The organism is Pseudoduganella sp. S-14 (assembly GCF_049913285.1).
Lineage (GTDB): Bacteria > Pseudomonadota > Gammaproteobacteria > Burkholderiales > Burkholderiaceae_D > Rugamonas.
The window spans coordinates 1,184,939-1,211,285 of record NZ_CP183991.1; the positions used below are offsets into that span (position 1 = coordinate 1,184,939).

Genomic DNA, 26,347 nt, shown 5'->3' on the forward strand with positions numbered 1-26,347 from the left:
GTCGCGTCAACCTTGAGGATGGCTGCATGTTCACCGTAAAACAGCTCTCCGACATCACCGGCGTCACCGGCCGTACGCTGCGCTACTACGACAGCATCGGCCTGCTCAAGCCATCGCGCATTGGCGACAACGGCTACCGCTATTACAACGAAGCGGACTTGCTGCGGCTGCAGCAAGTCCTGTTCTACCGGGAGATGGACGTGCCGCTGGCCGCCATCTGCGACATCATGTCGCAACCTGGGTTCGACGTACTGGCGGCGCTGCAAAGCCACAAGCAGGCACTGGCTGGCCGGCTGCATGAGTTGCAAGGACTGATTTCCACGGTGGACAAGACCATCCTCCACCTGAAAGGAAAACACGGCATGAAACCAGTACAGCTCTTCGACGGCCTGCGTGACAAGCACGACAGGCACCAGCAGGAAGCGGAACAGAAATACGGCAAGGAAGTCGTGCAGGACGCGGCCCGGCAATGGCAGGGCTACGGCGACGGCAAGCAGCAAGACCTGATCGATGAAGGCAACGCCATCTACGCCGAGGTGGCGGTCGCCATGCCGCAAGGCGCCAGCAGCGATGCAGTGCAGGCCCTGGTGGCGCGCTGGCATGAGCACATGCGTCACTTCTGGCCCGCCGAGCGCGCGCACCTGCCGAACCTGGCGGCCACCTACCGCGACGACGCACGCTTTCGCGTGAACTTCGACAAAATCCATCCAGACCTCGCGCCTTTCATGGTCGAAGCCGTGAGCATTTACGCCGCCTGAACACAACACTTGCCCAACCGCAAAACGCGCCGCCGTGTGCGGCGCTACTCTCGCTTATGTGCGACGCTACCGGCTGCGGGGATTCTGTGATGAAAGATCAGCTCTTGCTTTTGATATCAGCCATTGCCTGCGCGTTCGGAGCGTGGGCGTTCTGGCACTACCTGGATGCCGACGCGGTAGTCGCGTTAATGACGCTTGCATTGATGTCGGCCGTGGCGGATAACCTGCGTTTGCGGCGCAAGTTGCGCAAAACGGAGCGGCGCGGTTGACAGGGCTGCCTGGCGGCGCGGAGAATGGCCCTTCCACAACCCTGCTGGATAAGGAGGAAGCCATGAAGCTCCGTCGTGTCGCGCAGTACCTGGTTGTTGTTGCGGGATTCACCCTGGCCGGCGCTGCCCTCAGCGCTGCACCTGAAAAGAAAAAGGCCGCCGCGCCGCCTGATGAAAAGGCGGCGATGGAGGCGATGAATAAAGCCGCCATGCCTGGCGAAGCACACAAGAAGCTTGATGCACTGGCCGGCAAGTTCGCGGTCAAGTCGAAAATGTGGATGGACCCATCCAAACCTCCGGAGGAAACTGAAGGCTCCACAGAACGCAAGTGGATCATGGGTAACCGCTACCTGCAGGAAAACTACCAAGGCAAGTTCATGGGTCAGCCTTTCGACGGAATGGGCATCCAGGGCTATGACAACGTGACGAAGAAGTATTTCGGCAGCTGGATCGATTCCGGCAGCACCGGCATGACCCTGTCGCATGGCAGCATGAACGGCAATACCATCAAGTACAAGGGCATGATGTCCGACCCCATGAGCGGCAAGGAGGTGCCTTACACGATGAGCGTGGCCATCTCCGACAACGATAACCACAAGCTGGAAATGTGGGGACCCGGCCCGAACGGCAAGGACATGAAGTGGATGGAGATGAGCTATACCCGCGTCAAGTAAGAAAAGGCCCCGCGAGGGGCCGGCGCACCGGCGCTACGCCACGCGCAGTGGCGCGCGGTGCGCAACCTCCAGCAAGATTCCCCAATCAGTGGCGCAATAGAAGCCCGGGCCGCCGCGCATCTCCTGCAACGGTGACAGCCCGTTCACGCCCGCGGCTTCCAGCTCCGCATGCTTGGCGCTGACGGCCGCTGCATCGCCGACGAGGAAGCCGATGTGGAAAGTCTTGGGATAGCTGGGCTCCTGGTAGCGGGTCAGCACGAGTACCACGCCGCCGTCGCCGGCCAGCACGGCCATGCCATGGTTGCCTTTGGTTTGCAGCAGGGTGAAGCCGAAATGGCGGGACAGGAAAGCGGAAGCCGCAGCCACGTCGGGCACGGACAGGTCGAGATGATTCAATTGCATGTGAACTCCATAGTTGGTGGGCCCAACGGGAGTGCCAGCGAAGATCGATCGGCCACGCCCAGACGAGCCCGAGACGCACGTGCGCCGGGATCGTCGTGGGTTCTCATGCAAGACTGCACATGGAGCAGAGCTCTCCGGGGAGGAGAGGGACCGGGCTTACCTTGAACCGGGCCTGCCTTTTTCGACAGGCGGGATCATAGCACGATATCAGCTGCGGCCAAGGCGCGGCGTGCGCCGCCCAGGTACGGCGGACGCTTCGGCGGCATCGACGCGGAACACGCCAACGGCCTGCAACAGTGCTGCCGATTGCTGCTGCATGCTGGCTGCAGCGGCGGCAGCCTGTTCAACCAGGGCGGCGTTCTGCTGCGTCACCGCATCCATTTGCGAAATCGCTTCGTTGACCTGGGCGATGCCGGCGCTCTGTTCGTTGGAAGCGGTGCTGATCTCGTTGATGACCTGGCGCACACGGTGCACGCTTTCCACCACTTCCTGCATGGTGCTGCCGGCCTGCGCCACCAGGGAATTGCCGACGCCGACCGTTTCAACAGAGGCGCCGATCAGGTCCTTGATCTCCTTGGCCGCCGCTGCACTGCGCTGTGCCAGGTTGCGCACTTCCGAGGCCACGACCGCGAAGCCGCGGCCCTGTTCGCCGGCACGCGCCGCTTCCACCGCCGCATTCAGCGCCAGGATATTGGTCTGGAACGCAATGCCATCGATCACGCTGATGATGTCGACGATCTTGCGTGAAGAACTGTCGATCGAGGCCATGGTCTCGACCACTTGCGACACCACAGCGCCGCCTTTCTGCGCCACCTCCGAGGCATTGGCCGCCAGCTCGTTGGCGGTACGCGCATTGTCTGCGTTCTGGCGCACGGTTGAAGTCAGTTCTTCCATCGACGCCGCGGTTTCTTCCAGCGAGCTTGCCTGGCTTTCGGTGCGCGCCGACAGGTCGCTGTTGCCGGCGGCGATCTCGCTTGAAGCGGTGGCGATGGTATCGGTTGCGTTGCGCACCGAGCTGACGATGCGCGCCAGGTCGTCGCGCATGCCCTTCAGCGCATTGACCATGCTGCTGTTGTCATCGCGCTTGACGTCGATCGGCACGGTCAGGTCGCCGCCGGCGATGCTGCGGGCGATCGAGGAAGCGTAATCGGGTTCGCCGCCCAGCTGGCGCAGCATGCCGCGTGCGATGAACACGCCGATGCCGAGCAGCACGGCGGCCAGCACCACTGCGCCTGCGGCGAAGGTGACAGCGCGTCCGCGCACGGTGGCGTCGACGGTGTCGACGTAGACGCCGGAGCCGAGAATCCAGCCCCAGGGCTCGAAGCCCTTGACGTAGGAAACCTTCTGCACCGGCTTGTCGCTGCCCGGCTTCGGCCACATGTAATCGACTGGGCCGGCACCTGCCTTCTTGACCATGTTGACGAATTCGACAAACAGGAATTTGCCGGTCGGGTCCTTGTTGCTGCTGAGGTCTTTGTTGTCGAGCTCAGGCTTGATCGGGTGCATGATCATTTTCGGCTGCATGTCGTTCAGCCAGAAATATTCGTTGTTGCCATATCGCAACACCTTGATCGCGTCCATCGCCTTCTTCTGCGCTTCCGCGCGCGGCAGGGCGCCGCTGGCTTCCTGCTTCTGGTAGTAGTCGAGTACACCGTAGGCTGTTTCGACAGCCTGTCGCACATTGCTGGTTCTTTCCTCAAGGATGAGGGTGCGTTCGGAAATGAGGAAGATGGCGGTAAGGATGATGATGCCGAGGATGGCGCCGGCATTCAGCACTGCGAGTTTCTTGGCAATGCTCATCGACTGCGTGAAGTTCATGGTTTGTCTCCAGCTAAACGATCCTTTTTGTGAAGCCAGCATGGCACGCCGCGCAGAAAAAGAAAAGGCCCTCCGTGGAGGGCCTTGACCTGGGTTGGTATTTTATTTAGATCGTTTTGCTGCGCTCTGGTCGCGCACCGTGCGGAATTCGGAGTCGGCCGACCAGTTCGGCCAGTCCTTCGATTCGGCCAGGTCGCGGCCAAGGCCGTACAGGACAGTCAGGTCGCGCGCCATGCCGGTGAACGGCCACTTGGCATCCCATTCGTCCGAAGGCTGGTGGTAGTTGTTGTTTGTGTACGCTTCCTGTGCTGCTTTGCCGGCAGCGACGCCGCCTTGTTCCCAATCCTCGCCGGAGTCGAGCGAGAACGCCGGCACGCCGCGCTTGGCCATCGGGAAGTGGTCGGAGCGGAAGAAGTAGCCGGCTTCGGTGTGCGGGTCAGGCGTGTAGCTCACATTGATCGCCTTGAACCTGCTGACCAGCATATCCAGCAAGTCCAGCTTGGCGCTGCCGGAAATGGTGAAGTTGCGCGCCGGGCCGTACGGGCTCAGTGCATCCATATTGATCATGCCGACGGTGGTGGCCAGCGGGTAGACCGGATTGGCTGCATAGTACTCGGAGCCGAGCAAGCCTTTTTCTTCAGCCGTCACCGCCAGGAACACCACGCTGCGCTTGGGCGCTGGCGCCTTGCCGTAGGCGCGGCCCAGTTCCAGCAGGGCGGCAATGCCGGTGCCGTTGTCGATGGCGCCGTTATAGATCTTGTCGCCCTTGGCGTCAGGCAGGCCAACGCCGAGGTGGTCCCAGTGGCCGCTGTAGATCACGGTTTCGTCTGGCGCCGTCGTGCCTTCGCGCACTGCAATCACGTTTTTCGACTTGATCACTTGCGCGTCGACCGCGTAGTGGGCCGACAGGCTGACGCCTTTCAGCTCCATCGGCTTGAATTCACGCGTTTGCGCCTGCTTCTTGAGCGCGTCGAAATCAAGGCCGGCGCGCTTGAACAGGTCGGCCGCCACGTCGCGCTGGATCCATGCTTCCATCGGCGCGTGCGATTTGCCCGGTTCCTTGCGCACGATGTCGTACATCACGTTAGTGTTGGAGTTCTTCACCGTCGCCCAGCCGTAGGAGGCCGGTGCGGTTTCGTGCACGATCAGCGTGCCGATGGCGCCCTGGCGTGCCATCTCCTCGTACTTGTAGGTCCAGCGGCCGTAGTAGGTCATGGCCTTGCCGCCGAAATCGCCTTCGCCGGTTTCGAAGTCCGGATCGTTGATCAGCACCACCGCCAGCTTGCCCTTCAGGTTGACGCCCTTGAAGTCGCTCCACTTGCGCTCAGGCGCGGTCACGCCGTAGCCGACGAAGACCAGCGGCGCCTTGTCGAAGTCGACCCGCCTGGCGCCATTCATCGCGGCGCGCACCGCCAGCTGTTCGCCTTGCGCGAACGGGATGCTTTCCTTGCCGGCGTGCGCGTTCAGTACCACCGGACCCTTGATCTCGAAGCGTCCCAGGGGCACATCCTGGTACCAGCTGCGCTTGCCTTTCACCAGGTCGCCGCCCGGCTTCAGCCCGGCTGCTTCGAATTGCTTGGCGATGTATTCGACGGTCTTTACTTCGCCGGCGGTGTTGGGGCCGCGCCCTTCGAATTCATCGGATGCCAAAGTTTTAACGTCCTGCGACAAGCGCTGCGGATCGATCTTCGGCACGTCCTGCGCTTGCGCTGCGGCTGCAGCCAGCAGCACGGTGGCCAGCATGGAATGTTTCACTGGGTACCTCCTGGTTGGGGTGAATGGATCTAAAACCCGGCAAGTATCGGACTTGCAGGGCTGCAGGTCAATTGCCTGGCCCGTATGTAACTTAGTGTTGCTCGTTGGGCTGCGGCGACCACGCGCAGAGCCGGCTGCGGCATACTGCCGTCAGCATTTTTTCACCGGAGTTATCACATGAAACGCACAATTCTCGGCGGCCTGGTTTTTGGCCTGGCATGTTCCCACGTCTTTGCGGCGGACCTGGGTTCGGGCATCGACGCAGCAGGCATCGACCAGCAGATTCGCGCGCAGGACGATTTTTTCCGCTATTCACAGGGCAAGTGGCTGAGCGGCGTCGAGATCCCGGCCGATCGTTCGAGCTGGGGAGCGTTCAACGTGGCGCAGGAAAACGTGGAAGGCCAGGTGAAATCCATCATCGAAAGCGCGGAACGCGACAAGTCGCGCAAGGCAGGTTCCGATGCGCAGAAGATCGGTGATTACTACGCCAGCTTCATGGATGAAGCGCGCCGCAACGCCCTTGGCCTGAAGCCGCTGAAGGCGGAGCAGGCGCGCATTGCCGCCCTCTCCGGCAAGCAGGACATCGCTGCGCTGGTGGCGCACCTGAACCGCATCGACGCCGGCGGCCCGCTCGACATGAGCGTGCGCCAGGATGCCAGGGACTCGACGCGCTATGTGGTTGGTATCCGCCAGGCTGGCCTGGGCTTGCCGAACCGCGACTACTTCCTGTCAGATAAGGATGCGCGCCTGAGCGAGATCCGCACAAGGTACCAGCTGCACGTCGAGAACATGCTGGCGCTGGCCGGCCATGCGCAAGCGGCGCAAGAAGCGGCGCAGATCGTGGCGCTGGAAACCGAAATCGCCCGTGCCCACTGGACCGCCGTGGACAACCGCGATCCGGTGAAGACCTACAACAAGCTGTCGCTGGCAGAACTGAAAGCGCTGATGCCGGGCTTCGACTGGGACGCATACCTGAAGGGCGTCGGCGTGGCAGGCAAGATCGATTCCGTGATCGTTGGCCAGCCAAGCTACCTTTCCGCGCTGGACAAGCTGATCGAAGCAACGCCCCTGCCGGTGTGGAAGGCCTACTTCGAGCTCCACATGATCAGCTCTTTCGCGCCGTACCTGTCGCAGCCTTTGGTCGACGAGGACTTCGCCTTCCGCGGCGCCGTGCTGGCTGGCACCAGGGAAAACCGTTCGCTGCAAAAACGCGCCATCGCGGAGGTGAATCGCGCGCTGGGCGAAATGGTGGGCAAGGCTTACGTGAAGGAGTACTTCCCCGCTGAACGCAAGCAGCAGGTGGCCGAGATGGCGCAGAACTTCATCGCGGCGTTCCGCGAAGGCATCGAAACGCTGGAGTGGATGAGCCCAGAGACCAAGCGGCAGGCACAGGCCAAGCTGGCCAAGATCAACGTCAAGGTGGGCTATCCGGAAAAATGGCGAGATTACGCAAAGCTGAAAGTGACGCGCGACGACCTGCTTGGCAATGTGCTGCGCTCGCGCGAATTCGCGCACAGCTTCAGCATCGGCAAGCTGGGCAAACCGGTGGACCGTTCCGCATGGAGCATGACGCCGCAAACCGTCAACGCCTATTACAGCCCATCGCTGAACGAAGTCGTGTTCCCTGCGGCGCGCCTGCAGTATCCCTTGTACGACGCCAAGGCTGAACCTGCAGTCAATTATGGCGCGGTCGGCATCTCGATCGGACACGAAATCAGCCACGCCTTCGACGACAAGGGCTCGCAATACGACGGCGACGGCAACCTGCGCAACTGGTGGACCAGGGAAGACGGCGAGAAGTTCGCCGCGCGCGGCAAGATGCTGGTGGCGCAGTACAACGGCTACAGCCCGGTGCCGGGCTATAACGTGAACGGTGAACTGACGCTGGGCGAGAACATTGCCGACAACGCAGGCCTGATCATGGCCACCCGTGCCTACCGGATCTCCATGAAGGGCCAGCCCGGCGCGGTGATCGACGGCTACACGGCCGAACAGCGCATCTTCATGGGCATGGCGCAGGCACGGCGCGGCAAGGGTCGCGACGCCTTCCTGATCCAGCAAGTGAAATCCGACCCGCACTCGCCATCCGAGTTCCGCGTGAACGGCAGCCTGAAAAACCACCCGGGCTTCTACGACGCCTTCGGCGTGAAGGAAGGCGACAAGATGTACCTGCCGCCCGAACAGCGCGTGATTTTCTGGTGATTTATTGGCGTTCGGGTGTTGTATTTTGGTTGCAAAGAAAGAAACTGTGAGAATTTGAAAATGTTTATTGCCATACCATAAGCCCTTTTTCCTGAGGGTTTTGTTATGCATCCAATCATTCGGGCTACGGCGCCTCTCCTGATGGCGCTGGCCTTGGCCGCTTGTGGCGGCGGTGGCGGTAGCCCCGGCGCAAGCTCGAGCGGCAACTCAAGCGGTAGCTCCGGCGGTACTGTCACGAACCCGGACGGCAGTTGGCTTTCCTTCACGCCAAATCCGGTTCAAGTATCGGGCTACGAAGGCGAGTCGATTCCGTTCAGGATCACGGCGACCTCCAGCCGCACGTTCACGAAACCTTTCAACGTTGCGATTGTCGACACCTCGGGCACGATTACCACCGACGTGCAGGTCTCGGCCGTGAACGAGATGGTCTACCAGGCCGACCTGCACACGTCGGCCAAGCTGCCGGCCGGTCTCACCCAGGTCAATCTTGAGGTGCGCTTGTGCGAAGATGCGCCGCAGACCTGCAGCAAGCCGCTGCCTGGTTCGCCATGGAAAGTGCCGCTGAAAGTCAACGTGAACTCGACTTCCGATGCAGCAAAGCGCATGGCATTTTCGGTGCAGGCATTGGACGCTGTCGCAAATCGCGGGCAGTCTGCAATCATCGAGTTTGATGGCACTTTCAAAAGTGGTACTGGAAGCCTGCTGGCGAACATTGGCGTCTTCGATAAGGCAAACCTGGTCACCGCCCAGGTAGCAGGACCACCGGAGAATTTCAAAGTCACTTTGACGACTTCCCCGAACCTGAAGGCTGGAGAGTACACCACTACCCTGGACGTACGCCTGTGCCGCGACAGCGTGTACACCTGCAGTTCGCCAGTGGCCGGCTCACCTTGGACCATCCCGCTCAAGCTGACAGTGAAAAATCCGGTTGGCCTGACGCCGTTGACCAAGGTCGCGGGCGTAGGTGCGTGGTCGAACTATCAGGGCAGTGCTTCGCACACAGGATTTATCGATGCCAGTTTCGATGCCGTCAATTTCTCGGAACGCTTCAGCATCGCAGCTAATGACGCTCCGCGGGACAGGAACACCACCGCCGTCGACAATGGCCAGGTATTCGTGGCCTCCAGCGCCATCATTGCACCTGCAACGCAAGGGGAAGCCGAGCTGCGCAGTATCAAGGAATCTGATGGAACCATCGCATGGCGCGCCAGCCTCGGCACGGTCGAATCCGTCAATTCGCCAGCTGTGGGCAATGGCTTCGTTTTTGTGACGACCACTGCGTTCAGCAAAGACACCCTGTGGGTCTTCAACCAGGTGACCGGCGCCCTGGCATATAAGACCTCAAGGCAAATGAGCAGCGCAGCTTACTATCCGCCTACGGTTTTCGGCAGCGACGTGTATTCGCTGGGCAAAGTGTTTTATGGCTACGACTTGCGCAAATTCTCCTCGGCGTCCCTGATGGACCTTTGGGTAGAGCGAATTCCTTCCAACTACTTCCAGGACAACCCTTATTCGCCTGCTGTCGAGGCAAGTGGCATCTATATTTATGCGAATGGCAAATTGGCAGCGCTAGCCAACAGCGGCTTGTTGAATTGGGAGTCGGCAGATACGGATGATACTTCGACCGGCGCAAAAAGCGTGGCCTTGTCCGGTGACACCGCCGTTGTGATGGGTGAGCGCATCGCTGCCTTTGATCTCTACAACTACCAGCACCTGCGCCTTTGGTCGGTCGAGAACAAATTCGCGGGGGCGCTGGCCGTCGGCAACGACATGGTGTATGCCGTCAATGGCGCCAGCGGTGCGCTGGAAGCACGTTCTATTGCGGACGGTAAGCTGCAATGGACCTCCGAAAGCATGTCGCTGGGCGGTTTCAAGAGCCTGGTTGTAACGCGTAACCTTGCATTTGTCAGTGGCAGCACCAAGACGCAGGCAATCGATCTCGCAACGCGAAAGATCGTCTGGACTTACGCACATGGCGGCGAACTCTCGATTTCCAGCAATGGTGTGCTCTACGTCCTGGGTGCGAACGGCTACCTTTCGGCGATCAACCTGCAGTAATCAAAGATAGCGCGACAGCAGTGCACCATCCAGCCCTTCTTCGAGCTGGATGCGCACGATGTGGCCGCTGCCGGGCGCGATCGTGATCTCGCTGCCATCGTCCGCCAGCATGCGGGAGATGGTGATATCGCGGTTGCCGCCCGGGTGCATGACTTCAATGCGGTCGCCCACCGCGAAATGGTTCTTCACATCGACGCGCGCCCAGCCGCCGTCGATTCCCAACACATCCCCCACATACTGGCTGCGGTCGGTCTCCGACGCGCCGCGCATGTAGTTCTGGTGCTCCTGCGTGTGGTGGCGCTGGTAGAAGCCATCCGTGTAGCCGCGATTGGCGAGGCCCTGCAGCTGGCCGAGCAGGCTTTCGTCGAACGGGCGTCCGGCTACCGCATCGTCAATGGCCTGGCGATATACCTGCGCCGTGCGCGCTGCGTAATAGGCCGACTTGGTGCGGCCTTCCACCTTGAGCGAGGTGACGCCGATCTTCACCAGGCGCTCGACGTGCTCCACCGCGCGCAGGTCTTTCGAGTTCATGATGTAGGTGCCGTGTTCATCTTCGAAGATCGGCATCAGCTGGCCGGGACGCCCGGCTTCTTCCAGCAGGTAGGTCTGGTTGGCCAGCGGGTGGCGCGGCTGCTGGTGCAGCACCGAGATGTCGCCGGTCGCATCCTGGCAGCCTTCGCCCACCTTGTAGTCCCAGCGGCAGGCATTGGTGCAGGTGCCCTGGTTGGCATCGCGGTGATTGAAGTAGCCTGACAGCAGGCAGCGGCCGGAGTAGGCCATGCACAGCGCGCCATGCACGAAGACTTCCAGTTCCATGTCGGGGCAGCGCTGGCGGATTTCCTCGATCTCGTCGAGCGACAGTTCGCGCGACAGGATCACGCGCGTCAGCCCCATGCGTTGCCAGAACTTGACGTCGGCCCAGTTGACGGCATTGGCCTGCACCGACAAATGGACCGGCATGTCCGGCCATTCTTCGCGCACCATCATGATCAGGCCCGGGTCGGCCATGATCAATGCGTCGGGTTTCATGGCAATGACGGGCGCCATATCGCGCAGGTAGGTCTTGAGCTTGGAGTTGTGGGCGAAGATATTGCTGGCGACGAAGAACTGCTTGCCGCGCGCATGGGCGCCGTCGATGCCTTCCTGCAGCGCCTGCAGGGTGGAGAAGTCGTTGTTCCGCACGCGCAGGCTGTAGCGCGGCTGGCCCGCATACACGGCGTCGGCGCCGTAGTCGAATGCAGCATTCATTTTCGCCAGGGAGCCGGCGGGCAGGAGGAGTTCGGGGGCGGTCAGCATGGCAGGCAAAATCCGCCAGCGTAGCCGTGCCGCCATGACGCCGCCATGACCTGGATCAAGTTTGGCGCATTACGCCGTGTGCAGCTCGCCGTATAGGGCGAGGAACTCCTGGCTCAGCTTGTGGCTGCGATCGAGGTGGATCATCGGCAGGTTGCGCTCGGGCGATTCGCGGATGCGGATCGAGCTTGAGAGCTTGTTTTCGAACACCGGCAAGCCTTCTTCCTTGAGCTGGTCCACCATGCGCTGCGGCAGCAGGGCGCGCGGCTGGAACTGGTTGACCACGATGCCTTCGATTTGCAGCGCGGGATTGTGGTCGGCCTTGATCTCTTTGACGTTGTTGACCAGGGTGTAGAGGGCCTGGCGCGAGAAGTCGTCGCAGTCGAACGGGATCAGGCAGCTATCGGCCGCGATCAGGGCCGACTGGGTGAAGAAGTTGTAGGCGGGGGGCGTGTCGACGTAGATCTCGTCGTATTCCTTTTCCAGCTCGTTGAGCGTGTCGCGCAGCTTGTAGATCTTGTGGCGCGATTCGAGCTTCGATTGCAGGTCGCCCAGTTCGGGGTGGGCCAGCATGATGGACAGGTTGGCGAATGGCGTGGCATGCACGTATTCGCCGGCCGGCCTGGCAAACATGCTGAAACTGAGCATTTGCTCGAAGTAGGCGCCGAGGGTAGGCGCCAGGCCTTGGGTGGCCGCGCCGAGCAGGTAGCGGCTGCTGTTGCATTGCGGGTCGATATCGATCAACAGCGTGCGTTTGCCATGGTGCGCCGCGATGGCCGCCAGGTTTACCGCAATGGTCGATTTACCGACGCCGCCCTTCTGGTTGAAGATTACGCGTTTCATTTGCTGGCCCCCCGCTGTGGCTAAGATTGCAACGATTCTAGCATGATGCGGCGCAGCAAAAGCAAGCGTTTATGCGTGTTTATGCCTTCATGCAGGCATTTGAATCCATGAGGCCGCGCAGGTAGCCGCGGCGGACCTTGCCTGCCAGGATCGCGCTTTGCGCTTTCCTCGATTGGCGCTCCGCGCCGCTCAGCTTGCGCAGCCAGCCGCGGAAGGGAATGGCGCCTTCCACCGTGCGCGCCAGGGCGCCGGTGGCCGCATCACCGAGGGCTTCCTTGGAGGCGTCCAAATGGCTCTGCTTTTCTTCGGGAACGTCGAAGTCCGGGCCCAGCTCTTCGTCGAGGTCCGCAACCTGCGCCAGCAGGGCCGGGCAGCTCTTGTCGGAAGGCGCCTTGTACGGGTTGCCCATGGCATCGCGCAGGACGTCGGGGATTTCGACCTTGGCGATATTCAGGTCGCGCAGCGGGGTGGTCGAAATTTCCTGGATGCGGGTTTGATCCTTGGTAGCGCACGCGCTCAGGGCCAGCGCGGCAATGGCCAGTAACACTCGTTGCATAGCTTTTACGGTTAAAAAAAATGCAAGTATAACTAAGTCGGCGCGATTCGTTCCACAATTGTTTTGCGGTAGCGGCGGCTCATGCGCAGGTGCTGGCCGCCTGCCAGCACGACTTCGTACTCGCCGTCTTCGCGCATTTCGAGCGAGCGCACGCTTTCCAGATTGACGATGGCGGAGCGGTGGATGCGCTGGAAACCGTAGGGCGCCAGTTCCCCCTCGAGCTCGGACAGGCTGCGGCGCAGCATATGTGCCCGGCCGGCGGCGTGCACGGTGGCGTAGTAGTCGCTGGCCTCGATCCAGTCGATGTCGGCAAATTTCACCACGTCCAGGGCATTGCCGTTCCTGATGATGAAGCGGCGCGTTTCTCCCGGCACGCGCAGGCGTTCTTTCACGCGTTGCAGCACGTGCTCGAAGCGCTGGTCGTCGAAGGGCTTGAGCAGGTAGTCGAGCGCGCCGACTTCGAAGGCGCGCAGCGCAAACTGGTGGTGGGCGGTGACGAAGACGATGGCAAACGGCGGTGCGGTGCCCAGGCGCTCGAGCAGCTCGAAGCCATCGCATTCCGGCATTTCCACGTCGAGGAAGACCAGGTCGGGCCGGGCTGCTGGCAGCGCCGCCAGCGCTTCTTCCGCCGAACCGCACTGGCCGACCAGCGAGATTGCCGCATCGCGCGCCAGCAGCAGGGCGACATTGCTGCGGGCCAGAGGTTCGTCGTCGATGATCATTGCGCGCAGCATCAATGCTCCCGGTAGGGCAGGGTGAGCGTGGCCTGCACGCCATGTTCCATGTCATGCAGCACCAGCGACTGCCGCTCGCCGTACAGCGCCTGCAGGCGCTGGCGGGTGTTGGACAGGCCGACGCCTTCACGCAGTTGCGCCGCCAGTGGCGGACCTTCGTTTGCAACGGACAGCAGCAGCATTTCGCCCTCCCTGGCTGCCGTCACGCGCAGCGTCCCGCCCTTGGCGCGTTTGGCGATGCCATGCTTGATGGCGTTTTCCACCAGCGGCTGCAAGACAAGGTCCGGCACCTGTGCGGCCGCGATTTCGGCCGGTATGTCGAGCTGCCAGCGCAGGCGCTCGCCGAAGCGCACCTGCTGGACTTCCAGGTATTTGCGCTGGAAATCAACTTCGCTTGCCAGCGGCACGAGCTGGCGTTCGGAGCGGTCTGTCACCCGGCGCAACAGGTCGCCGAGAGCGGCAATGGTGGCGATCGCTTCGCTGTCCTTCTTCTCGCGAATCAGGCCGCTGACGGCGTTCAGGGCATTGAAAATGAAATGCGGCTCGAGTTGCAGCCGCAGTGCCGCCAGTTGCGCCTGCGCCAGCAGTTCGCGCTGCTGCGACAGGCGCTTGCGGGTGGCGAAGGTGACGCTGAGCGCGGCAATCGCGCCATACAGGATCACGTCTCCCACCAGGTTGCCGATGAATTTCGATTTCCACAGCGGCAGGAAAGGATCGGAGCCCTTGGGGTAGGCGAAAGGATTGAAGGCATGTTCCAGCGTGGCCGCCCAGCAGGTCCAGGCGGCGCCGATCGCCAGGCAGGCGCAGGCATGCACGGCCCAATTGCCCGCAGCGCGCGACGGCAGGGGGAAGCGCCGCAGCAATGCAAGCGCTATCGGCGTCGCGGCTGCCCACGCGCCCCATGACGCGACGATCACGAAGAACAGCGTCCACCAGTCGTGCTGCATGCCCATGGCGTGCATGGACACCACGGTCTGGGTGGCATCGAACAAGGCCAGTGCCAGCCAGGCGAGGAAGGGGGCGATTGCGGTCATGGCCGCAATGATAGGGGAATTCAGGGCACCGGGCGATGGCTTTGCAGCGAAACCACGGCGCGCTGCAGCGAACTGCATCGCGCTGGGCAATGGGCGATGGGAGACTACAAGCCTTGACAATCCATTGAGGCGAGATCATGAAAAGACGAGAGCTGTTCCGCATTTCCACCGCAATGGGCCTGGGCGCCGCGCTGCCTGCGCTGGCCGGGACCAAGGTGCAGCAAGCCGGTGCGCCGGCACCCGCGGCGCCACTGAAACCGCCGCCGGAAGGCAGCATTCCTGTGGCCTTCCTGCTGTCCGATAACGCCGTGGTCATCGATTTTGGCGGTCCATGGGAGGTGTTCGCCAACGCCAGCGTGCAGGGAAGGTCGGGTGAGGCGGCGTTCCAGCTGTATACGGTTGGCGCGACGGCGGCGCCGGTCACGGCATACGGCGGCATGAAGATCGTGCCGAATTACACCATCGCCAACGCGCCCCCGCCCAAGGTGATTGTGGTCCCGGCGCAAACCGTGAGCGATCCTGCCGTGCTGGAGTGGCTGCGCCAGGCCTCGCGCACGGCAGACCTGACAATGTCGGTCTGCACCGGTGCGTTCATCCTGGCCCATGCCGGGCTGTTGGACGGAAAGTCGGCAGTCACCCACCACGGCGCCTTCAAGGAATTCGCCATGAAATTCCCAAGCGTTACCCTCAAGCGCGGTGCGCGTTTTGTCGAAGAGGGCAATATCGCCACTGCGGGAGGGCTGTCCTCCGGCATTGACCTCGCCCTGCGCGTGGTGGAGCGCTATTTCGGCCGCGCGGCGGCAAGCAACACGGCCTATGTCATGGAGTACCAAGGCCAGGGCTGGCTGGACCCGAACTCCAACAGCTTATACGCCAGGACGCGCGCTTCAACAGAACAGCATCCTCTGTGCCCTGTTTGCGAAATGGACGTCGACAAGTCGGCCTCCTTGTCCACCACTTACCGCAAGCGCAACTATTACTTCTGCATGGAAGCGCACAAGAAACTGTTTGATGCGAACCCGGCGAGCTTCATCGCTTCGCTTCCTTAAGCAGCCAGTCGCGGAAGGCGGAAACCTTGGGCAGGCCCGAGCAGTCGGCGCGGTACACGACGTAATACGCCAGCGATGACTGGAAGCTGGTTTCCGGGAACAACCGCACCAAGCGGCCAGCGGCGACATCGTCGTGCGCCATCACGCTGCGGGCCAATGCAATACCTTGACCTTCGATGGCGGCTTGCAGGACAGCCGCGGAACTGTTGATTTTCAGGCCGCGCGCCGTGCCGGTATTTTTCGCCCCCGCCTTGCCAAGCCAGGCTTCCCAGGTCGGGAAGCCTGCGTGGCCATCCATGGACAAGTCGTGGATCAGTGTTTCCCGTGCCAGGTCCGCAGGTGCTTTCAGGCGATGCCCCTTGCGCAACAGGGCCGGCGAACATACCGGATAGACTTCCTCCTCCATCAGCTTTTCGGCCGCCAGTCCGGGCCAGTTCCCGCCGCCGTAACGCACGCCGATATCGACGCGCTGGGCGATGAAATCGACCGGCTTCAGGCTGGTGTCAAGGCGCACGTCGGTGTCCGGCCATTCGAGCTGGAAGCGCTCGATGCGCGGCAACAGCCACTTTGCCGCAAACGCGGGGCTGACCGTCACGGTCAGCACGCCATTCACCGAACCTTCCTTCAGGCGTTCCATCCCCACTGCCAGCCGGTCGAAACCGGCGCGGATTTCCGGCAGCGCACGTTCCGCCGCTTCAGTGGCGACCAGCCTTGCACGGCCGCTTGCATTGCGCAGGAAAAGCGGAGTTCCCAGCCAGTCTTCCAGTGTCCGCACCAACTGGCCGACGGCGGCTGGCGTCACATTCAGCTCTGCCGCCGCAGCGGAAAAACTCTGGTGGCGCGCGCTGGCTTCGAAGGCGCGCAAGGCGTTCAGGTGTACCGGCAATTTCATGGCGATAAAGATTTTCTTTCGATCCTGGACACTTTATCTCATTTGTCTGCCCCGTGCTTGGGGCGAATAATGACAGCACCAAATCAATCCACTAAAGAAAGGATTTCAGCATGAGCAAACAGTTCGAAGGCAGGAAACTGCTGGTAGTCGGCGGCACCAGCGGCATGGGGCTACAGGCTGCCCGCCTTGTGATGTCGCAAGGCGGCAGCGCTGTGATCGTGGGCCACCAGGCCAAGAAGGCCGAAGAGGCGCGTCGTGAACTGGCGGAACTGGGCACGGTGACGGCGCTGACCGCCAACCTGTCGGACGCCGAAGGCGTGGCGCAGTTGTTGAAAACGCTGGACGAACAGCATCCGGACATCGACCTGCTGGTCAATGCGGCAGGCGTCTTCTTCCCGAAACCGTTCCTGGAACACCAGGAAGGAGATTTCGACCAATACATGAAGCTGAACAAGGCGTTCTTCTTCATTACCCAGAAGGTGGCTGCAAACCTGGTGGCGCGCAATCGACCGGGCGCCATCGTCAATATCGGTTCGATGTGGGGCAAGCAGGCCATTGCGGCGACGCCATCCTCGGCGTACTCGATGGCCAAGGCCGGCCTGCACTCGCTGACCCAGCACCTGGCGTTGGAACTGGCACCCAAACAGATTCGCGTCAATGCCGTATCGCCAGCGGTGGTGCAAACGCCAATTTACGAAGGCTTTATCCCAAAGGCGGAAGTGCACAGTGCGCTGCAAGGCTTCAACGGCTTCCATCCGATCGGCCGTGTCGGCACGCCGCAGGATGTGGCGGAAGTCATTGCCTTCCTCCTATCGGACCAGGCGGGCTGGGTGACGGGCGCAATCTGGGATGTGGACGGCGGCGTGATGGCCGGCCGCAACTGAACCTGACAGGAGCTTGAAATGATTTACCTGCAAATCACACTGAAGATTGCTCACGCCAACCGTGCTGCGGCAGCCGCTGTCTACCGCGACTACAAAGCGCCGTTCCTGAACACCATCGCCGGCGCAAAGTCGAAGGAACTGCTGGTGCGGGTGGAAGACGTCCAGGTATTGCACGCTTTCGACAGTCTCGATAACGCCAATGCCTACCTGGCCGGCGAAATGTTTACTGCCGATGTCGTTGGTGGCCTCAAGCCGCTGCTGGAAGCGGCGCCCGATATCCGGATTTACCAAGCCTACTGAAAGGAGGTTCAAAAAATGATGCAAGATTGGAACAGCTATCGCGATTCCCTGCTCGCCAGTGTTGGCGACTATGCCCAGCAAAGCCCTGAAGCGATGCGCGGCATCATGGCCCTTGATAACGCGGCCGGCAAGAGCGGCCAATTGGAGCCCAAGATGCATGAACTGATCGCGCTTGCCGTGGCCGTCACGACGCGTTGCGATGGCTGCATCTCGGTGCACACCAGGAAAGCAGTAGGGCATGGGGCGAGCCTGGCGGAAATCTCGGAGGCCTTGAGTGTCGCGATTGCCCTGAATGCCGGCGCAGCGCTGACCTATTCGGCGCGCGTGCTGGAAGCCCACGCGCAATTGCCAAAGTAAAGCGATGCTCGTCAACGCAGACTTTATGCGCCGCGCAATTGTCGACGCCGCCCGATACCGTTGGGTGGCGTCGCCGCAGCCTGGCGTCGAGCGCGTCATGCTGGAGCGACTGGCCGGCGAGCACGGGCGAGCCACAAGCATCGTGCGCTACGCTCCGGGCGCCTTTTATCCGGCGCACGGGCATCCAGGCGGCGAAGAGATCCTGGTTCTTTCCGGCGTCTTTTCGGAAGGGGAGCAACACTACCCGGAGGGCTGGTACCTGCGCAACCCGCCTGGATCATCGCATGCTCCCGCCAGCGCAGGCGGCGCCATCATTTTCGTGAAGCTGGCGCGGATGTCGCCTGCGGGCCAGGGGCAGGTGCGCATCGATACGCGGCAGGCTTCCGCGTGGCGGCGCGAGCAGGGGAGGGAAATCTGCCCACTGTTCTGCGACGCTGCGGAGCAGTTCAGCTTGCAGCGGCTGGCGTCGCACGAAGTGCTGTTCGATGGCGCGATCGCAGCGGCCGAGGTGCTGGTGATAAGCGGCTCCCTTGGCTGTGAGGGCGAGCTTCATTTTCGCGGGAGCTGGCTACGCCTGCCAGAAGGCGAATACCCGGGCATTGCTGCCGGCGCGCACGGCGCGACGGTTTATCTGAGAGCAGGAAAATGAATACCAAAACTGCCAAAGTCGCCATTATCGGCGCTGGCCTTGCCGGCATGTATGCCGCCTTCCTGCTTGAGCGCAAGGGCTTCACGGACTATGTCGTGCTGGAGGCACGCGATGACGTTGGCGGCCGGATCGCCACTGTCGATGGTTTTGACCTGGGGCCGGCCTGGTTCTGGCCCGGTTACCAGCGCCAGATGGATGCGCTGGTGAGCGAGCTCGGACTGGTGCGTTTCGCGCAGTTTGAAACCGGCATCATGATGATGGAGCGTTCCCGCGATGAACGGCCATTCATGGCGCCTGGCTACGTGAATGCGCCCGCTGCAATACGGCTGGCCGGCGGAATGGGGGCACTGGTAGCGGCGTTGCGCAGCCACGTGGGCCGTGGGCGCATCGTCAGCGGAAAGGCGGTGCGCCGCCTGCGCTGCGGCGCCGACGCGGTGGAAGTCGAATGCGATGGCGACGCCGTGTCCTTGCGCGTCGACCAGGTCTTGCTGGCGCTGCCGCCGCGCCTGGCGATCCAGTCGATTGAATTCCTGCCGGCCTTGCCGCAAGCCCTGGCCGCGCAATGGGAGGCAACCGATACCTGGATGGCGCAGCATGCCAAATACCTTGCGGTCTATGACAGCCCGTTCTGGCGCGAGATGGGCTTGTCGGGCGAGGCAAGGAGCGCTGCCGGCCCGCTCGCGGAAGTCCATGATGCAGCGCTGCCTGGCGGGCGCGCCGCACTGTCCGGCTTCTTTGGCGTGCCGGCGAGCGTGAGGAAGCGCGTGCCGGACGACGAAATGCGCGTGTTGTGCCGCGCCCAACTTGCGCGCCTGTTCGGGCCCGCTGCGGCCACACCGCAAGCGGAATACATCAAGGATTGGGCGCTTGAACGATTCACTGCCACGGCGGACGACCTGGCCGGTGCGGGACAGCATGCGCGCGCACCAGCCGCGGCGCCAGAGTCCGGATCATGGCGCGGCCGCGTCACCGGCATTGCCAGCGAATGGTCGCCGCAGTATCCCGGCTACCTTGCCGGGGCAATTGAAGCAGCAACTCTCGGAATTGGAGCGATCTTATGAAAGATACCTACCGTACCATCCAAATTACCCGGCCCGGCGTACTTGAGCTGGTGGAGCGTCCAGTGCCTGTGCCCGGCGCCGGCGAGGTATTGATCAAGGTTGAGGCGTGCGGCATCTGCGGCGCCGACGTGGCCGACATTGAGGGCGCCGATCCAACCCTGCAGCCACCGCGCGTGCCCGGGCATGAAGTGGTCGGGCGGATCGCTGCCATTGGCTCGGCGACGCCATCCATGTGGAAGCTGGGCCAGCGCGTGGGTGTTGGCCGCCTTGCTGGCCACTGCAACGAATGCCGTCAATGCCGCCAGGGGCGCTTCCAGCTATGCCAGAACCAGGGTTTTACAGGTGCATCGCGCGACGGGGGCTATGCGGAGATGATGCTGGCCCGTAGCACAGGACTGGTTTCGATCCCGGGTGAACTGGATGCCGAAGAAGCTGCACCTATCCTGTGCGCCGGCATCGCCACCTTCAACGCACTCAAGAAATCGGGCGCCCAAGCTGGCGATACGGTGGCTATCTTCGGCATCGGCGGCCTGGGACATATGGCCATTCAATATGCGCGCCGCATGGGTTTCAGGGTTGTCGCGCTGGGCCGCGGCCGTATCGCCGATGACGCACTTGCGTTGGGAGCACACAGCTATATCGACACCGAAGGCGGCGATCCGGCCAGCAAGCTGCAGGCCATGGGCGGTGCGCAGGCTGTCATTGCCACCGCCAGCGATCCGGCTATTGTCGCGGCGCTGATGCGTGGACTGGCGCCGCAAGGACGCCTGGTCGTGCTGGGCGCTGGCAAGTCCACGTTGCCTGTTGCTCCAGGCCAGCTGGTGCTTGGCGAGCGCAGCTTGCTGGGCTCGATTACCGGCACACCTTATGAAAATGAAAAGGCCTTGGACTTCAGCGTGCTGTCGGGCGTGCGCGCCATGGTCGAGACCATGCCGCTGGAACGGGCCAATGCCGCCTACCAGAAGATGAAGTCCGGTGCCGTCAAATACCGCATGGTGCTCGTAATGGAGGAATGGCGGTATATCATGCACCTAGTTTCAACGATTGGACGATGCATGCTTATAGCGACTCACAGCGGCAAGTTCCACGCAGACGATGCGTGGGCTGTCGCTGTATTGAATGTTTTATATCCCGGCGCCGACATCATCCGCACGCGCGACCAGGCCATCATCGATGCGGCTGACTTTGCAGTCGACGTGGGCGGTGTGTGGGACCCGGCCGCAGGCCGCTTCGACCATCATCAAAAAGGCTTCGATGTGGCGCGGCAGAGCGGCGTGCCGTATGCCAGCGCCGGCCTGGTATGGCGCGCGCATGGCGCGCGCTGCGTGAGTGCGCTGGCCCTTGCCCATACCGGGCAGCAGCTGGCGGAAGCGCAGGCCCGCGAAATTGCTTATGCCATCGATGCGGACGTGGTGCAGTACCTCGACCTGTCGGACGTGGGCGCCGCGAAGAGCGCGCCGGGCAGCTATGGCTTGTCGGCGGTAATTTCCGGCTACAACACCAGCTGGCTCGACGAGCAAAGGCTGGGCTATGGCGGGGCCTCGGATGAATTCCGGTTGTCGCAGTTCCGCCGGGCGATGGACGTGCTGACTGACGTCATGGTCAATGCCGTCAGATACCGGGTCGGCGCCTTGCTGGCCGTGGAGCAGGTGCGACAGGCAGAAGTGCTGGAGGGCGGCAAGGTCCTGTTCCTGAAAAATGGGGCGCTGCCGTGGAGCCAGGTGGTGCGCAAGGAGATGCCCAAGGTGCTGTTCGTGATCAGCTATAGCATCGCCGAGCAGCGCCACCTGCTGCATACGGTCCCGCTCAGTACTGAAAATTTCGATGCGCGGGCAGACCTGCCGGAGGCCTGGGCGGGCTTGCGCGATGCCGAACTGGCGGCAGTCACCGGCGTGCCGGACGCCGGTTTTTGCCACAACGGCAGGTTTATCGCCTCCGCCAAGTCGTACGAGGGAATCCGCGCCATGGCATCGCTCGCCCTGCAAGCCCTTGACTCCGCCTAGTTGTTGCAGCCCATGCTATGGAGGCGGTCATATGCTGCCTTGGCTTGCACCAGGCCATAACCGTAGTACGGGTCGCGGCCGGCCGCGCCCAGGTCAAGCGCGGTCTTGTCCAGCGTGTTGCGGATCTGGGCCGCGCTGCATTTCGGGAAGTAGCTCCACACCAGCGCTGCCACTGCCGACACGTGCGGGGTTGCCATTGAGGTGCCGTTGAAGAGCGCGTAACTGGTTGCGTTCACTTGCAGCACCGCCGGCTGGCCCAGTTGCTGCAGCAGGCTGGCGCCCACCGTATCCGATACGCCGACCGAAGGAATGCTGGTGACCGTTCCGCCCAGCGTGCCATTCAGCTCGCCCGCCACGTTGTTGTACACGACCGCGCCAATGCCGCCGCTGGCCTGGCAGTTGGTGACCTTGGCCGCGAACGAGATCGCGCCGCGCTGGATCAGGCAGATCTTGCCGGCCATGGCGCCATCGACCGCGGTGCCGAGTCCGAAGTTGGCCAGCATGCCCGAGGCGGTGCCGGGCGGCGTGCCATCCATCGGAATCGGCGTGTAGACGACGTCGCTCACCTGCAGAGTGGCGCTGCGGCCGCTGCCCATTGGCACTGTCGACAACACGCTGACGCCCGGCGCCGACAGTTCAACCTTTGGCGTGAACTGGGAGAAGTTGGCGACCTGCCTGTTTTCGTCCAGGGCGCCGATCGACATCACGCTGCTGTAGCCGGCTGGGTAGGACTGGGTATTGTTGCCGTCGTTGCCGGCGGCGGCAATCGACAGCACGCCGCGCTTGGCCAGCCCGGCGAAGGCAAGTTCTTCGGCGATGCTCGGGTCGCCGCCGCCAAGCGACATGCTGATCACATTGGCGCCGGCCGCGCCGCACTTGTTGGCGGCGCCGATCAGGGTCGAGGTATAAGTCCATTCGTCGGCACTGAACACCTTGACAATGTGGATGTTCAGCTGGCGGCCTGGATTCACGCCGACCACGCCGACGCCGGCATTGTTGATGGCGGCGATGGTGCCGGCGACGTGGGTGCCGTGATGCAGTTCGTCGGTGGTCCAGTTGCCGGTGCCGGGATTGCTGTCGCCGGTGAGGCGGTTGCCGTTCAGGTCTTCATGTGCCCGGTCGATGCCGGAGTCGATGATGCATACGGTACGGTTGCTGGCATAGGTGTCGGGCAACTGGTCGGCCTGGACCATGCCGATACCATACGGTACCTGCTGGCCCAGCAAATATGGGCTGCCGGTGGACGGCGTGCTGACGGCGAAGGGATAGCGTTTCCTGTCCTCTTCCACGAACTCGATCTGGGAGTTCTTGCGCAGCGTGGCCACTTCGCTGCCGGGAACCTCGGCTGCCGTGGCGTTAATCTCCGCCAAGTCCTGTACCACCTTGCCGCGCGCCGCCGCGATGGCTGCTTTGGCGCCTGAGGCGCCGCCGGCCTTGAAGCCAACGATGACGCGCACGTCGCCGGTCGCGGCGCCGGCCATGGAGAACTGGGCACTGACGGCCGCCGCCAGCACGGTCATGGCGAATCTGGCGCGGGAAATTCTGCTCTGTTTTTTGAACATGATGAGTCCTGGGATCGAGTGTTGAATGAGTGGCCTTGGACAACAGAAAAAGACAGCCGCTGGTGGCGGCTATCGAAAGTGATGCTAGGTTGCTTCAATCGCAAGGTCAACCGGAATACTGGCTTTCTTCGCAAAACTGACCTGGAAACCACACAAATTCCATGCAGAAACAGGCAAAAAAAACGCCACCCGAAGGTGGCGTTTAGCCTCAGGAGGAAGCTTAGAACTGGTTCATGGTGTTGTCTTTGCCGGCCGCCTTCAGCGCAGCTTCGCCGCTGAAGTATTCCTTGTGGTCGTCGCCGATGTCGGAACCTGACATGTTCTGGTGCTTGACGCAGGCGATGCCTTGGCGGATTTCCTTGCGCTGCACGCCGGCCACATAGCCCAGCATGCCCTGGTCGCCGAAGTATTCCTTGGCCAGGTTGTCGGTCGACAGGGCCGCGGTGTGGTAGGTCGGCAGGGTGATCAGGTGGTGGAAGATGCCGGCTTCGCGGGCTGCATCAGCCTGGAAAGTGCGGATCTTCTCGTCGGCCTCGATCGCCAGTGGGGTAGCGTCGTATTCAACGCTCATCAGGGCCGCGCGGTCGTAGGCCGACACGTCCTTGCCTTCTGCTTTCATGCGGTCATACGCTTGCTGGCGGAAGTTCAGGGTCCAGTTGAACGATGGGCTGTTGTTGTACACCAGCTTGGCGTTCGGGATCACTTTGCGGATTTCGCTGACCATGCCGCCGATCTGGGCGATATGCGGCTTCTCGGTTTCGATCCACAGCAGGTCGGCGCCGTTCTGCAGCGAGGTGATGCAATCCAGGACGCAGCGTGCTTCGCCGGTGCCGGAACGGAACTGGAACAGGTTGGATGGCAGGCGCTTAGGACGCAGCAGCTTGCCGTCGCGCTTGATGATCACGTCGCCGTTGCCCAGGGCGTCGGCGGAAACCTCGTCGCAGTCGAGGAAGGAATTGTACTGGTCGCCCAGGTCGCCTGGCTGGTTGGTGACGGCGATCTGCTTGGTCAGGCCGGCGCCCAGCGAGTCGGTACGGGCGACGATGACGCCATCTTCCACGCCCAGTTCCAGGAAGGCGTAGCGTATGGCGCGGATCTTGGCCAGGAAGTCTTCATGCGGCACGGTGACCTTGCCGTCCTGGTGGCCGCACTGCTTCTCGTCCGATACCTGGTTCTCGATCTGGATACAGCAGGCACCGGCTTCGATGAACTGCTTGGCCAGCAGGTAGGTCGCTTCGGCGTTACCGAAACCGGCGTCGATGTCGGCGATGATAGGCACGACGTGGGTGACGTGGTTGTCGATCTTGTCCTGGATGGCTTTCTTGGCGTCGCCGGTGGCGCCATCCAGCTGGCGGAACAGGCCGCCCAGTTCGCGTGCGTCAGCCTGGCGCAGGAAGGTGTACAGCTCCTTGATCAGGGCCGAGACGGCAGTTTTTTCGTGCATCGACTGGTCAGGCAGCGGGCCGAATTCGGAGCGCAGCGCAGCAACCATCCAGCCCGACAGGTAGAGGTAGCGGCGGTCGGTACTGTTGAAGTGCTTCTTGATGGAGATCATTTTTTGCTGGCCGATGAAACCGTGCCAGCAACCCAGGGACTGGGTGTACTGGGAAGGGTCGGCATCGTAGCGGGCCATGTCGGCGCGCATGATCTTGGCGGTGTAGCGGGCAATGTCCAGGCCGGTCTTGAATTTGTTCTGGGCGCGCATGCGGGCGGCCGCTTCAGGGCTGATGGCGTTCCAGGCGCTGCCGTTGCGTTCCTTCAGGGCTGCGATGGCTTGGATGTCGTCTTGGTAGTGGGACATGGTCTATTCCTAGCAAAAAAGCGGATTAAAAAAGGCGAAGCACTTGGAATAATGATAGGCCGTTCTTTTGCATTGCACCATGTCTTATATAAGACATATAAGCTATATTTTTTCCTTTATATTCAATATGTTATTTTTTATTTGCCATGATATGAAATGGCTTTTCGCAAAATGAACTGTTCGGTATGGTGCGCCGCCAAGCAATTTTCTACGATATGAGATCCGGATTTCGCAATGTGGAATACGCTCATTTGGGCAGTACGGGCATGACGCCATCTTGCCTTCCGCCTTCCTCGACGTTGCCAAAATGGACGTTGAGGTCTCTGGTCGGACGGAAGTTTGCCAGGCGAACCTGGTAGGTGAGGGCGTTGAGCTTCTTGAACGTGCCGGGGAAGCACAGGCTGATCAGTTCATCCGGCTTGCGCTTGATGATGTTGAGGGTGAAATCCTCGATTCCGTTCTTCCAGGTGTTTCCGGTCTTGAGGATGTAGGACACGTTATGGGTATTGACGTAGCCATTGCTGCGCGCCGCGACCTTGGCACGGGCATTCAGGTAGCTTTGGTCGGTGCAATAGGCCGCCGCGAAGCCGTCGTACATGGCCGTCGCGCCGGGGCCGCCTTCGAAAAAGGGGCGGTAGTCGTGGTGAACGCGCACGATCCTGTTGGCCGGGAATTTCTGGCGCCAGACGTAATTGACTTCCACCGTCCAGGTCGGATCGCGGCTCTCCTTGTCCAGCAGGCCCAGCTTAATCAACTGCCTGGTTTGCTGCTCGGTGAAGGCAGCGACCTTGCCGGAGGTCTCTGCGAACGCTGGGGTGTAGGCGATCTCTTTATGGCTGAAACCGAGTTTCTTCAGCTGCGCGGTGACGTCCTCGCCGTCGGGCGAGCGGGCCACCAGCCTGCTCTGGAATGTGACAGCTTTGCCGTCGACGCGGATGGAAAACCCGTCCGGCTGGCCATAATAAGTGTCACTGCCCTGCATTGCGACAGGGTAGGGCGGCAGGGGAAATACAATGGTTTCTTCGACTTCGTTGGCTGACTCATTCAGGAACTCGTAGTCGACGCTGATCAGGTCATGGCTGATGTTCAGCACTTCCTTCTTCATGGCAATGGCATCGGTTTTGCCGAACACGATGCCGCCGACGCTGACCGAGGCAATGCCGTCATTGGCCAGGGCCAGGCCTGGCACCGCGCATGCTGCCAAGGCGAACAGGAAGATTTTTTTCATGGATTATTTACCTAACGGAAACTCATAGGAGTGCGGCATATTATATTGATCACTCCTGGTGGGGCGTACGCAACACTGGCCGCGAGGTTCAATTGCCGTACGGCATTTATGTTACATCTCTGTGGTAATCTGTTTGCACTTGCCGCGCCCGCGGCCATCGGTCCC

Annotated in this window: 23 protein-coding genes and 2 pseudogenes; 13 read left to right on the forward strand and 12 right to left on the reverse strand. The window is 61.8% G+C overall.

Features of this window, described 5'->3' with window-relative positions; all coding sequences use genetic code 11:
- The first annotated feature begins 26 nt into the window (after positions 1-26).
- From ACN9MZ_RS05470 to ACN9MZ_RS05480, 3 genes are all read left to right on the forward strand, one after another.
- On the forward strand, positions 27-758 hold the full coding sequence (locus ACN9MZ_RS05470) for a MerR family transcriptional regulator (protein WP_426341236.1): 732 nt from the start codon (positions 27-29) through the stop codon (positions 756-758).
- Between the two features lie 89 nt (positions 759-847).
- Positions 848-1,027 carry a hypothetical protein gene (locus ACN9MZ_RS05475; protein ID WP_426341237.1) on the forward strand — a complete coding sequence of 60 codons (180 nt, stop codon included), beginning with the start codon at positions 848-850 and terminating at the stop codon, positions 1,025-1,027.
- 62 nt (positions 1,028-1,089) lie between these two features.
- Positions 1,090-1,701 (forward strand): DUF1579 domain-containing protein, encoded by a 612-nt coding sequence (locus tag ACN9MZ_RS05480; RefSeq protein ID WP_426341238.1) that lies wholly within the window; start codon positions 1,090-1,092, stop codon positions 1,699-1,701.
- A gap of 33 nt (positions 1,702-1,734) precedes the next feature.
- Here ACN9MZ_RS05480 and ACN9MZ_RS05485 read toward each other — a convergent pair whose 3' ends face one another.
- The 3 genes from ACN9MZ_RS05485 to ACN9MZ_RS05495 form a co-directional block, all read right to left on the reverse strand.
- A complete protein-coding gene (locus ACN9MZ_RS05485) occupies positions 1,735-2,103 on the reverse strand; it encodes a VOC family protein (RefSeq protein WP_426341239.1) in 369 nt (122 codons plus the stop codon).
- A 207-nt stretch (positions 2,104-2,310) separates the two neighbouring features.
- A complete protein-coding gene (locus ACN9MZ_RS05490) occupies positions 2,311-3,921 on the reverse strand; it encodes a methyl-accepting chemotaxis protein (RefSeq protein ID WP_426341240.1) in 1,611 nt (536 codons plus the stop codon).
- Between the two features lie 102 nt (positions 3,922-4,023).
- Complete coding sequence (locus ACN9MZ_RS05495) at positions 4,024-5,676, reverse strand: M28 family metallopeptidase (protein ID WP_426341241.1); 1,653 nt, start codon at positions 5,674-5,676, stop codon at positions 4,024-4,026.
- 177 nt (positions 5,677-5,853) lie between these two features.
- Between ACN9MZ_RS05495 and ACN9MZ_RS05500 the strand changes: the two genes are divergently transcribed.
- Positions 5,854-7,878, forward strand: a complete 2,025-nt coding sequence (locus ACN9MZ_RS05500; protein WP_426341242.1) for a M13 family metallopeptidase — start codon at positions 5,854-5,856, stop codon at positions 7,876-7,878.
- A gap of 105 nt (positions 7,879-7,983) precedes the next feature.
- Positions 7,984-9,936 (forward strand): PQQ-binding-like beta-propeller repeat protein, encoded by a 1,953-nt coding sequence (locus ACN9MZ_RS05505; RefSeq protein WP_426341243.1) that lies wholly within the window; start codon positions 7,984-7,986, stop codon positions 9,934-9,936.
- Here ACN9MZ_RS05505 and yegQ read toward each other — a convergent pair whose 3' ends face one another.
- From yegQ to ACN9MZ_RS05530, 5 genes are all read right to left on the reverse strand, one after another.
- Positions 9,937-11,232 carry a tRNA 5-hydroxyuridine modification protein YegQ gene (yegQ, locus tag ACN9MZ_RS05510; RefSeq protein WP_426342867.1) on the reverse strand — a complete coding sequence of 432 codons (1,296 nt, stop codon included), beginning with the start codon at positions 11,230-11,232 and terminating at the stop codon, positions 9,937-9,939.
- Positions 11,233-11,301: 69 nt separating this feature from the next.
- A complete protein-coding gene (locus ACN9MZ_RS05515) occupies positions 11,302-12,072 on the reverse strand; it encodes a ParA family protein (RefSeq protein ID WP_426341244.1) in 771 nt (256 codons plus the stop codon).
- A 79-nt stretch (positions 12,073-12,151) separates the two neighbouring features.
- Positions 12,152-12,628: a hypothetical protein gene (locus tag ACN9MZ_RS05520; protein ID WP_426341245.1), complete on the reverse strand. Its 477-nt coding sequence runs from the start codon at positions 12,626-12,628 to the stop codon at positions 12,152-12,154.
- A gap of 32 nt (positions 12,629-12,660) precedes the next feature.
- Positions 12,661-13,362, reverse strand: coding sequence for a LytR/AlgR family response regulator transcription factor (locus ACN9MZ_RS05525; RefSeq protein ID WP_426341246.1), 702 nt, complete (start codon positions 13,360-13,362; stop codon positions 12,661-12,663).
- Entirely contained in the window at positions 13,362-14,396 is a 1,035-nt protein-coding gene (locus ACN9MZ_RS05530) for a sensor histidine kinase (RefSeq protein WP_426341247.1), read from the reverse strand. The genes ACN9MZ_RS05525 and ACN9MZ_RS05530 overlap by 1 nt, the downstream gene beginning before the upstream one ends.
- A 137-nt stretch (positions 14,397-14,533) precedes the next feature.
- On the opposite strand from ACN9MZ_RS05530, the gene ACN9MZ_RS05535 reads away from it, so the two are divergent.
- Positions 14,534-15,445, forward strand: a complete 912-nt coding sequence (locus tag ACN9MZ_RS05535; protein ID WP_426341248.1) for a DJ-1/PfpI family protein — start codon at positions 14,534-14,536, stop codon at positions 15,443-15,445.
- Here ACN9MZ_RS05535 and gcvA read toward each other — a convergent pair.
- Positions 15,426-16,337 (reverse strand): transcriptional regulator GcvA, encoded by a 912-nt coding sequence (gcvA, locus tag ACN9MZ_RS05540; protein WP_426341249.1) that lies wholly within the window; start codon positions 16,335-16,337, stop codon positions 15,426-15,428. The two genes, ACN9MZ_RS05535 and gcvA, sit on opposite strands and share 20 nt — an antisense overlap.
- A gap of 110 nt (positions 16,338-16,447) precedes the next feature.
- Here gcvA and ACN9MZ_RS05545 point away from each other — a divergent pair, with 110 nt between their 5' ends.
- From ACN9MZ_RS05545 to ACN9MZ_RS05575, 7 genes and pseudogenes are all read left to right on the forward strand, one after another.
- Positions 16,448-17,221, forward strand: a complete 774-nt coding sequence (locus ACN9MZ_RS05545) for an SDR family NAD(P)-dependent oxidoreductase (RefSeq protein WP_426341250.1) — start codon at positions 16,448-16,450, stop codon at positions 17,219-17,221.
- Between the two features lie 18 nt (positions 17,222-17,239).
- Positions 17,240-17,521, forward strand: coding sequence for a hypothetical protein (locus ACN9MZ_RS05550; RefSeq protein ID WP_426341251.1), 282 nt, complete (start codon positions 17,240-17,242; stop codon positions 17,519-17,521).
- Positions 17,522-17,536: 15 nt separating this feature from the next.
- Positions 17,537-17,878 carry a carboxymuconolactone decarboxylase family protein gene (locus ACN9MZ_RS05555; protein ID WP_426341252.1) on the forward strand — a complete coding sequence of 114 codons (342 nt, stop codon included), beginning with the start codon at positions 17,537-17,539 and terminating at the stop codon, positions 17,876-17,878.
- Positions 17,879-17,882: 4 nt separating this feature from the next.
- Positions 17,883-18,527: a cupin domain-containing protein gene (locus ACN9MZ_RS05560; protein ID WP_426341253.1), complete on the forward strand. Its 645-nt coding sequence runs from the start codon at positions 17,883-17,885 to the stop codon at positions 18,525-18,527.
- Complete coding sequence (locus tag ACN9MZ_RS05565) at positions 18,524-19,588, forward strand: flavin monoamine oxidase family protein (protein WP_426341254.1); 1,065 nt, start codon at positions 18,524-18,526, stop codon at positions 19,586-19,588. Before ACN9MZ_RS05560 ends, ACN9MZ_RS05565 begins: the two co-directional genes overlap by 4 nt.
- Positions 19,585-20,595 (forward strand): annotated as a pseudogene (locus ACN9MZ_RS05570) (alcohol dehydrogenase); the annotation flags it as partial. The gene ACN9MZ_RS05565 and the pseudogene ACN9MZ_RS05570, both read left to right, overlap by 4 nt.
- A gap of 66 nt (positions 20,596-20,661) precedes the next feature.
- Positions 20,662-21,591: pseudogene (locus tag ACN9MZ_RS05575) on the forward strand (MYG1 family protein); the annotation flags it as partial.
- Here ACN9MZ_RS05575 and ACN9MZ_RS05580 read toward each other — a convergent pair.
- The 3 genes from ACN9MZ_RS05580 to ACN9MZ_RS05590 form a co-directional block, all read right to left on the reverse strand.
- Complete coding sequence (locus ACN9MZ_RS05580) at positions 21,588-23,153, reverse strand: S8 family serine peptidase (protein WP_426341255.1); 1,566 nt, start codon at positions 23,151-23,153, stop codon at positions 21,588-21,590. The pseudogene ACN9MZ_RS05575 and the gene ACN9MZ_RS05580 sit on opposite strands and share 4 nt — an antisense overlap.
- 220 nt (positions 23,154-23,373) lie before the next feature.
- Positions 23,374-24,954 (reverse strand): isocitrate lyase, encoded by a 1,581-nt coding sequence (locus ACN9MZ_RS05585; protein ID WP_426341256.1) that lies wholly within the window; start codon positions 24,952-24,954, stop codon positions 23,374-23,376.
- A gap of 247 nt (positions 24,955-25,201) precedes the next feature.
- Positions 25,202-26,182 (reverse strand): DUF4424 family protein, encoded by a 981-nt coding sequence (locus tag ACN9MZ_RS05590; protein WP_426341257.1) that lies wholly within the window; start codon positions 26,180-26,182, stop codon positions 25,202-25,204.
- Between the last annotated feature and the right edge of the window lie 165 nt (positions 26,183-26,347).